Here is a 13,515-nt window from a genome sequence, read left to right as displayed (position 1 = left end):
ACTGATCAACGCCAGCCGCAAGGCGATCAAGGCGGCCATCGAGGCGCATTGCGCGGCGGCCGCATATGCGTTGTATTTGCCGATTCGACGGGAAGATAATGACGGCACCGGCTCCTCCCCTACAAGCTAAGGCTGACTGAAGAAAGGACGCGCGCATGACAGCAACCAATACGTTTTGTAATGGTTCCACCCGAAAACTTCCCCGAACGAAGATGGTGGACGACGCCGAACTTCCACGCATACATGCAGCGACGGTCAGGCTCCTGGAAGGCACCGGCGTCATTTTTGAGCATGATGAAGCCCTTGAAATTTTTAAAAACCACGGTGCCAAGATCGACGGAAAAACAGTTTACATCCCCAGGGACATGGCCGAAACGGCTATGGATCAGGCGCCCGTTACCTTCCGTCACGAAGCCAGAAATCAGGCACAATCGGTGACAATCGGTGACGGTATCGCACCCCACCCGAATGTGGGCTGTGTATTTTGCGAAGATATGGACAAAGGCAAGCGCAGGGGGCTTCTTGAAGATTACGCCAATTTTCAAAAGCTCTCCCAGGCCAGCGAGATTTGCAAGCTTACCGGAGCGACGCCTGTTGCGCCGGATGATGTCGAAGCCTCCGAAAGAGCCCTTTACATGCTGTATGAAACCATCAAACATACGGACAAGCCCCTTATCGGAAGTTGTACCGTTGCCAAAAAAGCCCGGGAATCCCTGGAAATGGTTGAGATGGTTTTCGGTCAGAATTATCTGGACAATCATTATTGTGTGGGTGTCAGCACGAACCCCTTGAGTCCCCTGAAGTTTGCCACTGAAACCCTGGATACCATCATCGCGTATGCCCGGCGAGGTCAGCCGGTCTATGTTTTACCTTGCGCCATGGCCGGTGTCTCGGCGCCGATCGACCTGTTTGGATCCATCGTCCAGCAAAACACCGAGGCAGTGGCCGGCATCACCCTGACCCAATTGATCCAGCCAGGGTCGCCGGCGGTCTACTGTCCGGCCTCGACCATGGCCGACATGCGGACGGCCTTGTGCGTCTACGCCCCGCCCGAGCAATTTCTGATCAATTCAACCTGCCTGCAGATGGCCATCGATTTTTACAAGGTGCCCACGCGTATCATGGCCGGCATGACGGACTCCAAGGAGGTCGATGTCCAGGCAGGCTATGAAACCATGCAAAATCTTCTCATGGGATTGATGAGCGGCGGCCACATGGTTGAGCAGGTGTTTGGGGTGCTGGACGCCATCATGACCATTTCGTATGAAAAATTCATCATCGACGAAGAGATGATGAGCCGTGTCATCCGGATATGCGAAGGCGTGGACACTTCCGAAAGCGCCATGTCACTGGACGTGATTCAGGAAGTGGGTCCGGGAGGAAGCTACATCACACACAGGGATACCTTTACTAAATTCAAGAATCCCTGGCGACCGACGGTCTCGTTCTGGGAATCCTATACCAAATGGGAAGAAAAAGGAAAGGAGAGCGTAATGGCGCGGGCCAACAAGAAATATAAGGAGATTCTTGCCAGCCGACCACAGACCATGATTTCACCTGACCTGGACAGGGATCTTCGTCATTTCCTGGATCGTGCGAGAGGGCTTTCTTGAACATGGGTATTCTGCCACCATCTCCCTCCCGCTCAACGGTCTCCATTGACGCTATGTGTATAACCCATATACCCTTGGGCGCTCCCGGTCAGATCTTTACCGCCTGGACGGCTATGATGAGAAAGACAATGCCATGACAATGGATCCCGAAACCCTGGAGGCCATCCCTACGGGAGAGGACCAGACCTGCTTCGCCTGCGGCGCAAAAAACGCCCACGGACTGCGGATGAAATTCTATGCCGACCGCCAGCAGGTCTATTCATTTCTTAGCTTGCCCGAAACCATGACAGGATGGGATCGAACCATCCACGGAGGCATACTATCAACCATTCTTGATGAAATCATGGGGTGGGCGGTCATTCATCTGTTCAAAAAACTGGGTGTGACCCAGTCCATCACCGTGGATTTTAAGAGACCGATAAAAGCCGGGGAGAACATATCCGTCCGCGGCAGTGTTCTGGAAGTGCTATCAGAACGGTCTGCCCGCATGTCGGGAACCATATGCAATGCCAATCAAGACGTATGCGCACAGGCGGTGGGGCAGTTCATGCTGATCCGTCCCAAAGCGGCTGTTCGGCTGGGCATCGTTGGGGCCGATTACATGAAAAACTTTGGGCCGGTATTTAAAGCTGAAGACCCGACCTGAACCGCACACGGCAGCGTTGCGGCTGCTTTCCAGGCTTCCGTTTCCTGTGGCAGACAGCGATATATCGTTCCTTGGCTATCCCGGCCTGTAACACCAGCCTTTCAGTTCCTTCCACACCATCGTACCCCGCCGACCGTCGATTCGATTGACTTCAGCGTGGCCGGTCTTTATACTGGTGCCGCCTGATTGACCGCGCATATCATCGTGATCATCTTCTGTGGAATAATTGGTTACCATCATGGAGACGTTTTGAACTATTCAGTGCTCGTCGTCTGCACGGGCAATATCTGCCGGAGCCCCATGGCGGAAGGGCTGCTCCGTCACCGGTTGCCGGAAGACTTGAGGCCGGTCGTCTCGGTCCGGTCGGCCGGCACCCACGGACTTCACGGCAACCGGGCGGAGCCCTTTGCCGTCAGGGCGGCCGCTGCTCACGGGGCAGACATCATCGACCACCGGGCAAGAGCACTGGAGGCCGGCATGATCCGATCCGCCGATCTGGTGCTGGCCATGGAAAAATATCACATCGACCAGATCAACGACCTGCTGTTCTTCCGCTGCAAATACGCCCAGCTGCTTGGCTCCTTCACGGACAAACGGGCAAATCCGGAAATCGAGGACCCTTACGGTTCGCCGCTGGAAGCCTATGAAACCTGCGCCGGCGAAATCGTGGCCTGCCTGCCGGGCGTCATCGACCATATCCGGCGGCAGGTGGACAATCAGGCGCATTGAACGCACCCGAAGGAACCCATCGCCAGCAGATCATCGACCTGCTGAGCCGGGAGGCCATGACGGCGCTGGATATCTCCCAGGCGGTTCGGGTATCGGAAAAGGATGTCTACCGGCACCTGGCACACATCCAGAAAACTATGGCCGGTAAGGGGCGGAAGCTGTCGTTCACCCCTTGCACCTGCATGGCGTGCGGCTTTACGTTCACCGACCGGAGCCGCCTCACCCGGCCCGGTCGCTGCCCCCACTGCCGGGAAAGCCGCATCGACCACCCGGTGTTTCGCATCGACGGATAAATGAATCAGCCGAGCATCGAACATCTATTTGTCATCACCGGAACCACCCGGGGCATCGGACAGGCGCTGGCCGCATCCGCGTTGGCCCTGGCCAACAGCTTCGTGGTCAGCCTGTCACGAGCCGCACCTTTTCTGCGTGAAACCCACCAGAATATCCGCATCGACCTGAACGATACCCAGCGCATCGGCCCGGCCTTCAAACGCATCCGGATCAAGCGGCGGCATACCAGCCGGCTGACCCATACGGTGCTGATCAACAACGCCGGCGTCCTCGACCCCATTGCGCCCATCGGCGACTGTGACGACACCCTGATTGCCCGAAACATCCAGGTCAACCTGACCGCGCCGCTGGTCCTCACCCGGCATTTTTTCCATTTCAGCCGGCCGTTTCCAGGCTGCAAATGGGTCGTCAACATTACCTCCGGGGCCAGCCGGGCACCCTACTACGGCTGGTCGGCCTACGGCGCCGCCAAGGCCGGCCTGGACATGGCCACCCAAGCCATGGCCATGGAGTTCTCCCGCATCGACCCGACATTCGCCGTCTGCGCCGTGGCTCCGGGAACTGTGGACACCGCCATGCAGGAGAAGATCCGCAGCTGCACCGCCAACCAGTTTATGCGGGTCGACAAATTCCTCAAGCTGAAAAACAGCGGTGAACTCCATCCGCCCGAGCGTGTGGCGGCAACCCTGATCCGTCTGTTGATGGATGGACGGTTCAAAAACGGCGGCCGATACGATCTCAGGGAAATGGGCGGCTGAACCCGAACGAGGTAATGACCATGGCCACCGGTGCCTGCGGCATCAACTGTGACGTGTGCCAGCTCAATCTGCTGGGGCAGTGCGCCTCCTGCGGCCCGGGCCGCAGCGACCTGGCGGGCCGAAAAAGCGACGCCCAGAAGCGGATGTTCGGTCACCCCTGCGCCATATTGGAATGCGCCCGGCTCAACCACATCGATTACTGCCCCAGGGACTGCGCGTTATTTCCCTGCGACAATTTCACCGGTTCGGACTACCCCTATGGCCGGGGATTTCTGGATATGCAGCGGCGCCGGCGGGACCAGGGGCCGCCGGCTGTCGACCCCTCGGGCCGGCCCATCGAAGTCGATGCGTCCCGGTGGGATGCCCTGGTCGCTCGGGATATGGGCCGGGTGGCCAATTTCACCCTGACCACTATCGATACCGCATCGGGTTGCCTGCGGTTCCGGTTTCTCAACCGCGACATTCTGGTGGACACCGGCCGGCGATGCCTGATGGAAAAGCGGGATGAGGTGTGGCAAATGCGGATGATACCGCTGCTGGAGTTGGCCGTGCTGGATTATTTTTCCCGTGTCGATCAACTCCACCCCCTGGGTCGGGAGATGGTCGGTGCGGAAGATCTGGCGGACGCCGCCTACTTTTCCGGCCGGAACCGGCTGAGGAAAGCGGCGCTGCTGGCACGCTACGGTGAGGATTTAAGCGGGTTCATCACCACCGGCCGCCACCTCGGCGGACAGATCGAGCAGATGGGCGATGCGGCGATCAGGCTCGACCCGTTCCCGCGCATACCCGTCCATTATGTGCTCTGGCAGGGGGACGGCGAGTTTCCCCCCCGGCTGTCAATCCTGTTCGACCGCTCCATCGAAAGCGTCCTCTCCTCTCCGGCGATCTGGTGCCTGGTGACCCTGTGCTCATTTTATCTGCTCAAGGGGACCGCGGCATGACCGCCCGCCAATGGATCGGCCGGGATTGAACCCTGGCTGCGACCCCGGTAAGCGGGGTTACCGCATCGCTCCCACGAGCCGGCGGGTCTGTGCTCGCTGTCGCGGTGCAGGTCAGATGGTGAGCGATTGACCGACGCGGGGCACCACCGCGTCAAAGCCCCCCGCCTTCAGGTGATCGGCAAAGGCCAGGCTCTGATCCTCTTCACCGTGGACCACGGCGATCCGTTTGACGTTGAGGTTGGACTGCTTGAGAAACCGCAGCATCTCATTGCGGTCCCCGTGGGCGGAAAAACCGCCGATTTTCACCACCCGCGCCTTCAGCGGGTACTCCTTGTTGAGAATCCTGACGATGGGGGGGTCCCCCTTCCGGCCCGATTCCTCATACGCCGTTCCCTGATCCAGGATGCGCCGGCCCAATGTGTGATTGGCCATGTAACCCACAATGAGAATCGTGTTTTTGGGATGGTGGATCTTGTAGCGCAGGTGGTGCAGGATCCGCCCGGCCTCGCACATGCCCGAGGCGGAGATGACGATGTGGGGTTTTTCTTCGCGCATGAGCGCCATGGAGGCCTCGACGCTCTCGGTAAACTGCACCTGCCGGAAGGCAAAGGGGTTTTTGCCCTGCTGCAGGAAGGTCTCGTGGGTGTCCTTGTCGTAGACTTCCGGATGTTCGCCGAAGACCTTGGTGATGTTGGTGGCCAGGGGGCTGTCCACGTATACCGGTATGCGCGGCACTTCGCCGGCATCGTAAAGCTCGTGGATCACGTAGAGCAGTTCCTGGGTCCGCCCATAAGCAAAGGAGGGGATCAGCACCGTACCGCCCTGGTCAAAGGTCTCGTTGAGCACCTGCTTGAGCCGGGGACGCAGATCGATCACCGGCTCATGGTCCCGGTTGCCGTAGGTGCTCTCCATGATCATCAGGTCCACATCGCTGCCGAGCCCGTCGAAATTGCTGGCCGGATCGCGTAAAATGGGTTTGCCGTAACGGCCGATATCGCCTGAAAAGCAGATGGTGCGGGCGTTGTCGCCGTCACCGCAACGGATCATGGCGATGGCGGAGCCCAAAATGTGGCCCGCTTCGAAGAGCGTGCAGGTGATGTTGTTGCCGATCGTTACCGGGTTGCGATAGGGGATGCCTTCGAAGGCTTTGAGGGCCTGGTCCGCGTCGGCGGTGGTGTAAAGCGGCTCCACCCCTTCCAGATGAAAGCGTTTGATGTATTCGGCGATCACCTCGGCGTTGATCCCGTGCTTGTCTTTTTTGAGCAGCCGCTTGATCTCCTGCAGATCCCGCTTGGATGTCTGGCCGTCCTCGCCGGGCCGCATCTGGGACAGGGCGGAGCGCACCGTCTTGTAATTCAGGTACTCGGCATCGCTTTCCTGGATGTGGGCCGAATCCGGAAGCAGGTAGCCGCATGCGTCGACCGTGGCCCGGGTGCAGTAAATCCTTCCGTTGAAACCATTTCTGGTAATCAGGGGGATGCGGCCGGAGTGGTCGATGTGGGCGTGGGACAGCACCATGTTGGTGAGGATGTCCGGATCGAAAGGCAGCACCCGGTTCTTTTCGGCAGCGGTCTTGCGCCGCCCCTGGTACATGCCGCAGTCCAGCAGAATGCGATCCTGGTCCGTGCTCAACAGGTGCATGGAACCGGTCACTTCCCTTACCGCCCCGTAAAACGTGATGTGCATGTCAGCACTCCTTTCATCGTTTTCCTCTTGATATCAAATCGTTGAAAGCGGTGACCACTATTGACCATACGGGGAAAAAACACAAGGCGCAAAAAGCCGCCTGGATGCGATCGCATCAACCTATCGGGACACGCCTTTGCGCCGCTGCTTCAGCTGCCCCCGCTTCGGCTGAATGATCAGCAAATCACCGTCATCGGTCAGGACGCCGAGCATGATCGCACACACCAGGCGGTAGATGTCGACGGAATAGTGCTGCCCGTCCGCCATGGGATTCGGCAGATATGGATCGGCGACCAGGGCGCACCGGGATTGCCGGTTGTAGCCGGCCAGGACAACGAAGTGACCGACGGATTCGCCGCGCACATCGTCATAGACCACCCGGTCGTCAAGATCGTATTCCCGGGGCGAATGATAGAGATAGGTGGCGCTCAGGCCGGTTATGATCGGGATGCCGCGGTTGAGGTATTTGCGGATCAATGCCGCCGTCAGCACCTCGAACTTCAGACGGCCGCCGAGCTGCAGGTATTCCAGGTAAGCATCGGTGACCCGATCGAATCCTGCAGGGCCCTGTTTAATGGTGCGCTGCCGGCGAAGTTTCTCGGCGATGTCGCCGGGCGGCACACCGGACCAGGTCGGATCGAAAACCTGCAGGTTGTATGGAAAAATGGTGGTCCGGTAACCGCGGCGCAGGGCGTGGTTGGCCAGGTGGACGGACAGAGTGCCGCCACTCTCCAGCATCGGCACGTCGGCGATGACCTGTGACAGGGCGATCGGGTCACCGAAATAGCGATAGACAGCGTGCAGGCAGGTGGGTCCGCAGGTGGTGTTGTCCGGCTGGGGTCGGATATCGAATTGAAGGATCGTCGTCATGAATACCGATCAAATGGGTTTTAGGTGATGACCTCGCAAAAAGCCCGGATCACGGCACTACACAGCGACGAAGGATGAAGCGTAACGCAGATATCGGGCTTTTTACGGATCCGTTTTAGATGGTAATAACACAAGGCAGGGGTTTAATGAAGGTTTGTCTGAGGCTGTATGTATAGGCACCCTGGGTGGGGATCATCAGGATATCACCCGGAAGGATGTCCGAGCCGAAATAGGTGTAGCCCCACACGTCGTGCGGGGTGCACAGGGATCCGAGGACATGGCACGGTTTTTCCTCCAGCGACGGGCGGGTCAGATTCAGCACCGGGAAGTAGTCGGTCTCGAAACGCTCCCATCCGATCGTGTTGGTGCCGGCATCGGTGATCACCAGGTCCGGCGCTTTTTTGTCGACCACCGAAAGCAATAGATGCACGGCATCGTTGCATATCCACCGGCCGGGCTCCAGGCAGATCCGGCAGGCAACGGACGTCAGCAGGTGCTTACGAATCGCCGCACTGAGCGCTTCGGCAAAGCCTTCGATGGGTGTCGACGGCAGATGATAGTGGGCGTCGCAGCCCCCGGCCGGCAGGTCCAGGGTCTCGCGCAGCTTTCCCTCCGGCGTTCCCGCTGCCGTGAGCCACTCGCCCTGTTCCGGCCAGTACCCCCCGCCGATATCGATGAATTCGATCTGCTTTCTCACCGCCGCCGGCATGGCCGCCAGGACCGCCCCCAGCTCACGGATAAAGGCGATCTGAGGTGCCGGCGACAGGTTCCAGCTCGTATGAAACTGGAGCCCTGCCAGCCGTAGGCGGGGATATCGGCAGGCCGCCGCCACAAACGCCGGGAGTTCGGTCAACGGGATTCCGAACTTGCGCCACAGTCCGGTGGGATTGACGCTCAAGCGCACCCCGCAGCGAATCGTGGTGTCCATGTCCGCGGCCAGGGGCCCCAGGCGCGCCAGTTCGCCGAAGCTGTCCATCAGGATCACCACCCGGTCGGCATGGGACACGGCCAGGCGCAATTCTTCGAGGGTCTTTCCCGGGCCGCTGAATACAATATCCGCAGCGCCCAGGCCAAGGGCCGTCTCCAGTTCCTGCCCGCTGGACACATCCAGCCCGAAGCCCTGCCGGATCATCACCCCGGCCACATGGGGATGGTTGTTGCTTTTGACCGCAAAATAAAAGGCCACCTCGGGCAGCCGGTCTTCGAAGGCGCGTTTCATCCGGACGGCCCGGTTCCGCAGCACCTCGGATTCCTGCAGGTAGATCGGCGCCGGGTGGTCCTTTAAGACCGCAAGGTAATTGTCCCGCCGGTCAAGATAGTGGCGGACAAAGGCGAGCAGACGGTCCGGGGCCAGCTGCGGGGACACGACGGCCGCTTTTGCCCTTAGCGCATCAATCAAATCAGAGGAATTCATGGTCATCCGGTGTCACCCGACCTGAACGGTCAGCTTGTCGCAGAGGCTCCGGCATTGAGCGGCAACATCCTCATCGGCATCGGGCACGAAGAGCAGATGACCCAACAGCCAGGCGTCGTAGTCTTCCGGGGGCCGTTTGATACGATGCCCGGGCTTGCGTATCAGGTGGATCTCCTGCACACGGGAATCGCGGCTCAGATCGCCGGTATCGGCACTCAGCAGCCGCCCCTCTTGTCCGGCATGCAGACGCAGGCCGACCATCGGCGGAGGTGAGGCCGGCAGGTTCAGTTCTATCGGTTGTCGCCGGGCAAAATCCAGCGCCAGCTGCAGCACATCCACCTGGTAGCAGCGGCGCAGCAGCGACGGCAGGCAGTCGCCGCCAGGCCGGGGGGCCATCTCCAGCAACACCATCCGCCCCTGATGCACGATAAAGTCCAGCATGCAGACCGCCCGCTGAATGCCCAGTGCCCTGGCACTCAGGTACAGGGTCCGCTCCAATTCTCCGGCACCGATCGCTTCGGGCCAGTCGGCGGGCAGGATATAGGCCTTTGCGGTTCCGAAAGGATCCTGGGAGAAGAGCACTTTTCGGGCCAGGCGGATCAGCGTGACCCGATCGTTTTCCAGCATGAAATCGCAACTGTATTCTTCACCGCCGACATACGCCTCTGCCAGGATGTCGGCGCCGGTCGCGCAAAAGGGTTGGTAGAGGCGGTGGTTGCGGCGGCGTTCCAGCCCCTGGACGATTCGGCGGTAATGCCGCTGGCAGTCCGCCTCGCTGTCGCACCTGAAAATCAACTCGCTGCCGCTGCCGCTAATGGGCTTCAACACGCATGGACCGCCGATTTCCCGGAGAAAGTCGACGGCTTCGCCGGCTGAACCGATCCGGCGGACCTCGGGCGTATCGAGGTGATGCTCCCGCCAGAGGATTCTGGAGCGGTGCTTGTCCCGGCAGTTGTTGACCGCCTGTAAACTGGGATAGGAAAGGGTATAAGCATCGGCCAGACGGGCGGCGAGGGCCATCGACTCGCAATCATAGCAGGCCACGCCGGACAGCTCCAAGCGCCATCGGTCCAGGTGACGGGCCAACATCTCGCGCACCCGGGGCTCGTCGGCCAGGTCGCACAGCAGCTCTTCATCAGGCAAGGGTGCCGGTTGATCCGCCTCGCGCCTCACCGCCGGATCGGTCAGGAAAAGCGCCTGTCCCGGCCGGCAGGTTCGAATCCATTCGATGTAGTCGGCGGTGGTGCCGACGACAAGGACTCTCTGGTCAACCGGTGGCACAGATCAGGTCCGATGCATAAACCGGCGTCCGGGCACCGTCGATGGCAATCAGTTTGGACATTTTGTAAAGCGGCCGGGGCGTCAGGTGGAACCGGTTCTTCCAGTTGAAGTCACCGCAAAGGAAATCCACCTCGCGCAGCCGTTGGCGGCAGGCCCACTCCAGGTGGTGGAAATTGATCAGTTTGGCCACCCCGGGAAAATCGCCGCAGGTTCCGCCCGCCACCACCGTGTACGTACCATTCCAAACCGCACCGACGTCCACGGCTGCCAGTTCTCCGCCGACGAGCACCGCCGTCACCCGCAGCAAATGATTACTGTGCAGCCATTTGACGAGATCTTCAAAGGCGTTCAGAAACCGCGGATCGCTGAAATAGGACGCGTCGCCGAAGGCCTTCACATTCAAACGGAACAGCCGGTCGACGTCGCTCAGGCAATCATAGCGAAAACTTACGCCCTGCGCCTTGAGCCGGTCGATCTCACCGCGCATCTTTTTCCTCGATTTTCCGGAAAATTGACCCATGTAGAGGTTGAAATCATAGCCGTACTCAGGCGGCCGGAAAAGATAGCCGACTTCGTCCAGAGTGACCGATGCGCCCTCCGGCAGATAGCCGTCCGGGCACAGGTAGCGAATCTGGGCCACCTCGGGAACCGCCTCCCACAGTGCCTCGAAGGACGCTTCATCCGCAGCCAGGACCCGATTTTGCTCGATCCAGGTTTTGCCGCGCCACAATTCTCCCGGGAAATGCCCGAAATACCGCTCTTCGTCGATCCAGCTGAGCGCCAGCATGCCGCAAAAGCCACCCTGCCGTTCGGCCACAAGAAAATGGGGAACGTGGTGAAACTGCCTCTGGAAGCAGGCCCTCACCGGCCACAGATCAAACAGACAGGTTTGGGGCCAGTGCCGCTGCCACAGCCGACGGATTTCTCCCAAATCGCTGCTGACGCTGACGTCAATCATGGAAAGCACTCCCTAATCAAGAAGTTCTAAGCCATCGGGATGCAGGCTCACTCGTCGGCATCGGGCCACACATCGTCCTTGCCCGTTTTGCGGCGATGCGAACGTTTGCTGGATCGCTTTTCCCGGTGAGCCGCATCGTTTTCATCTTCGTCAAAATCCCTGAACTTGGTCCGCTGGGAGCGCCTGGGTGGCATGTCTTTCCCGTTTTCATAACGCTCGTCGTCGTCCTGCCTGCTCATTGCAGCACCATCTCCTTCGTCAGTATTTAGAATCCGATTAAAAACCCAAAACCGTTTTTCAAAAGGCACAGAGCATGCCACTGCAACAAAATATTTTTATCTTATTGATATATTGTATCATCTGTATTTTTGGGCCAATCATTGAAGGGCTCTCACTCCCCATTTCATGTATTTTTATGCCTATTTTTAATTTTTCAGGTATAATGATACTCATTTCGACCCAATCCTTGAAAGCTAGTTTTCCATAGGGGTCTGGCGGGGGTTTACGATAATTATTTTTATAATTAATTTAATAAATTATGAATCGTTGTGGTTCTCTTCGTTCTGACATTTAAAACAGATTTCGGTATTTATTTTCTTTTTTTTATGGACATGCAAACGATGATGGGTTACCGGAATCAGCACACGCATACTCAACCCATCAACAGGGAGGTGCACGCATGCTTATCCGAGTGGGGCTGGCCGTCAAGGATACCCGCCTGCAGAGCTATCTGGCCAAGAAATTGTCGGACCCCGATGTCCGGGTCGAGGTTTTCGGCCCACCCCGTTCGGTATGGCAAAACGCCCTGCACAGCGGTATCGATGTCATCATCATCAGCGAAGCCTTCGTGCTTCGCCCGGTTGACAACGGCATCGCCATCCTCAACGAACTGCCGGAAAGCCCCACCACGATCATCATCCATGGCGGCGCCTCGTTGGAGGAGCATGCCCGGCTGGCCGCGGCCGGAGCCGACGTCGTGCTTTACTCGGGCCTGTCGAAAACCAGCATTTACGAGGCCATCGACTCGGCCCTGGAATCCCGGCGCCAGTTCATCCAGCGCAAACGCTTTGACCGGCGGGGCATCGTGGAACCGAGGATGGCGGACTTCGTCATGGAAAGCCAGGCCATGCAGGTCTTCATGGAGGAGGTCAACCAGGTCATCCCCAGCGACTCCCCCATCTTGCTGACCGGTGAAACGGGGGTGGGCAAGGAACATCTGGCAAAGGCCATTCACGCGCAGAGCCCGCGTTCGGTCGGCCCCTTCATATCGATCAACATGGCGGCCATGCCCGAGAATCTTCTCGAGAGTGAACTCTTCGGCCACGAACAGGGCGCCTTCACCGGTGCGGTGCGCTATCGTCGCGGGGCCTTTGAACTGGCCCACGGCGGGACCATCTTTCTGGATGAAATCGGTGAAATGCCCCTGCACCTTCAGACCAAATTGCTGCGGGTGCTGCAGGATTATGAGGTGAAGCCCCTCGGCGGAGAAAACGTCATCGAACTGGACGTGCGGGTGATCGCCGCCACCAACCGGGACCTGGAAACGGCGGTCTCCGAAGGGGCCTTTCGGCAGGATCTTTACTACCGCCTGAGCGTGTTGATGCTCACCATACCGCCCCTGCGCCATCGCAAGGAAGACATCCCAACGATGGTGCGGCGCTTCACGACCCTTTTCCGCTACAAAATCGGCAGGGAAATCAGCGGCTTTTCCGAACGGGCCCTGGGTGCCCTGTGCAGCTACGACTGGCCGGGCAACGTACGCGAACTGATGAATGTCATCGAGCGGGCCATGCTGTTGTGCCGCAGCCATGAGATCGGCATGGCCGGACTGCCCAATGTCTTCCATGGCGATGCCGCCGACAGCGGAACGCTTTTACCGGAAATCCTGCTGGGGACGGAAGACCTGTTGAGCAAGACCCTTCCCGAGGTCCAGCAGGCGGTCATGGACCAGGTGGAGCGCCTGTACCTCGAACGCGCCCTATCCAAGACAAGCGGGCGCGTCAACCAGGCAGCCCAAATCGCCGGGATTCATACCCGGGGACTCTACAACAAAATGAAGCGCCTCGGCCTGCGGAAGGAGGATTTCAAACCATGAAACCTGACGCGTTGCGTGTTGGTGATATTTCAGCGTCGGAAAGCAGTTGTTATTGTTTTCCGATCAACTGCTGACGGAGTAACAAATAGCCGAAAAAAATGGAGGATTGAACCCTCCCCGCGGCAAGCCGCGGGGAATCTTCACCGGAAGGATAAAAAAGCGATTTCCAGTTCGCTCGCTAACCCCGCCGCAAGCGGCGAGGAATGCGCTCGCTATCGCGGTTCATAATG

13 protein-coding genes are annotated in these 13,515 nt (G+C 59.0%); 7 read left to right on the top strand and 6 right to left on the bottom strand.

Translation table 11 applies throughout. The features are described 5' to 3' along the window. Window positions 1-155: 155 nt before the first annotated feature. From ACZCED_RS12480 to ACZCED_RS12455, 6 genes are all read left to right on the top strand, one after another. Window positions 156-1,613 (top strand): trimethylamine methyltransferase family protein, encoded by a 1,458-nt coding sequence (locus ACZCED_RS12480; RefSeq protein ID WP_464860908.1) that lies wholly within the window; start codon window positions 156-158, stop codon window positions 1,611-1,613. A 133-nt stretch (window positions 1,614-1,746) separates the two neighbouring features. Continuing rightward, window positions 1,747-2,259, top strand: a complete 513-nt coding sequence (locus ACZCED_RS12475; protein WP_464860907.1) for a PaaI family thioesterase — start codon at window positions 1,747-1,749, stop codon at window positions 2,257-2,259. 249 nt (window positions 2,260-2,508) lie between these two features. Further along, window positions 2,509-2,988, top strand: a complete 480-nt coding sequence (locus ACZCED_RS12470) for a low molecular weight protein-tyrosine-phosphatase (RefSeq protein ID WP_462967534.1) — start codon at window positions 2,509-2,511, stop codon at window positions 2,986-2,988. Further along, a complete protein-coding gene (locus ACZCED_RS12465; RefSeq protein ID WP_462967533.1) occupies window positions 2,985-3,281 on the top strand; it encodes a transcriptional regulator in 297 nt (98 codons plus the stop codon). The genes ACZCED_RS12470 and ACZCED_RS12465 overlap by 4 nt, the downstream gene beginning before the upstream one ends. Then, a complete protein-coding gene (locus tag ACZCED_RS12460; RefSeq protein ID WP_462967532.1) occupies window positions 3,282-4,040 on the top strand; it encodes an SDR family NAD(P)-dependent oxidoreductase in 759 nt (252 codons plus the stop codon). It begins immediately after the preceding gene. Window positions 4,041-4,054: 14 nt separating this feature from the next. Further along, window positions 4,055-4,981, top strand: coding sequence for a DUF3786 domain-containing protein (locus tag ACZCED_RS12455; RefSeq protein WP_462967531.1), 927 nt, complete (start codon window positions 4,055-4,057; stop codon window positions 4,979-4,981). A gap of 111 nt (window positions 4,982-5,092) precedes the next feature. On the opposite strand, the gene ACZCED_RS12450 is transcribed toward ACZCED_RS12455, so the two are convergent. The 6 genes from ACZCED_RS12450 to ACZCED_RS12425 form a co-directional block, all read right to left on the bottom strand. After that, window positions 5,093-6,667, bottom strand: coding sequence for an MBL fold metallo-hydrolase RNA specificity domain-containing protein (locus ACZCED_RS12450; protein ID WP_462967530.1), 1,575 nt, complete (start codon window positions 6,665-6,667; stop codon window positions 5,093-5,095). A gap of 120 nt (window positions 6,668-6,787) precedes the next feature. After that, entirely contained in the window at window positions 6,788-7,537 is a 750-nt protein-coding gene (locus ACZCED_RS12445) for a cysteine peptidase family C39 domain-containing protein (RefSeq protein ID WP_462967529.1), read from the bottom strand. 115 nt (window positions 7,538-7,652) lie between these two features. Beyond that, window positions 7,653-8,957 (bottom strand): diaminopimelate decarboxylase family protein, encoded by a 1,305-nt coding sequence (locus ACZCED_RS12440; RefSeq protein ID WP_464860906.1) that lies wholly within the window; start codon window positions 8,955-8,957, stop codon window positions 7,653-7,655. 6 nt (window positions 8,958-8,963) lie between these two features. Next, the gene (locus tag ACZCED_RS12435; RefSeq protein WP_464860905.1) at window positions 8,964-10,232 is read right to left on the bottom strand and encodes an ATP-grasp domain-containing protein; all 1,269 of its coding nucleotides are present in this window, start codon (window positions 10,230-10,232) and stop codon (window positions 8,964-8,966) included. Further along, on the bottom strand, window positions 10,219-11,190 hold the full coding sequence (locus tag ACZCED_RS12430) for a GNAT family N-acetyltransferase (RefSeq protein WP_462967526.1): 972 nt from the start codon (window positions 11,188-11,190) through the stop codon (window positions 10,219-10,221). Before ACZCED_RS12430 ends, ACZCED_RS12435 begins: the two co-directional genes overlap by 14 nt. A 47-nt stretch (window positions 11,191-11,237) precedes the next feature. Then, complete coding sequence (locus tag ACZCED_RS12425) at window positions 11,238-11,429, bottom strand: hypothetical protein (protein ID WP_462967525.1); 192 nt, start codon at window positions 11,427-11,429, stop codon at window positions 11,238-11,240. A 440-nt stretch (window positions 11,430-11,869) separates the two neighbouring features. Between ACZCED_RS12425 and ACZCED_RS12420 the strand changes: the two genes are divergently transcribed. Continuing rightward, the gene (locus ACZCED_RS12420) at window positions 11,870-13,285 is read left to right on the top strand and encodes a sigma-54 interaction domain-containing protein (protein ID WP_462967524.1); all 1,416 of its coding nucleotides are present in this window, start codon (window positions 11,870-11,872) and stop codon (window positions 13,283-13,285) included. The last annotated feature ends 230 nt before the right edge of the window (window positions 13,286-13,515 follow it).

This window comes from Desulfosarcina sp. (genome assembly GCF_055467485.1).
Note: the sequence above shows the minus strand (reverse complement) of the source record. Positions and strands in the feature narration are given on the sequence as shown.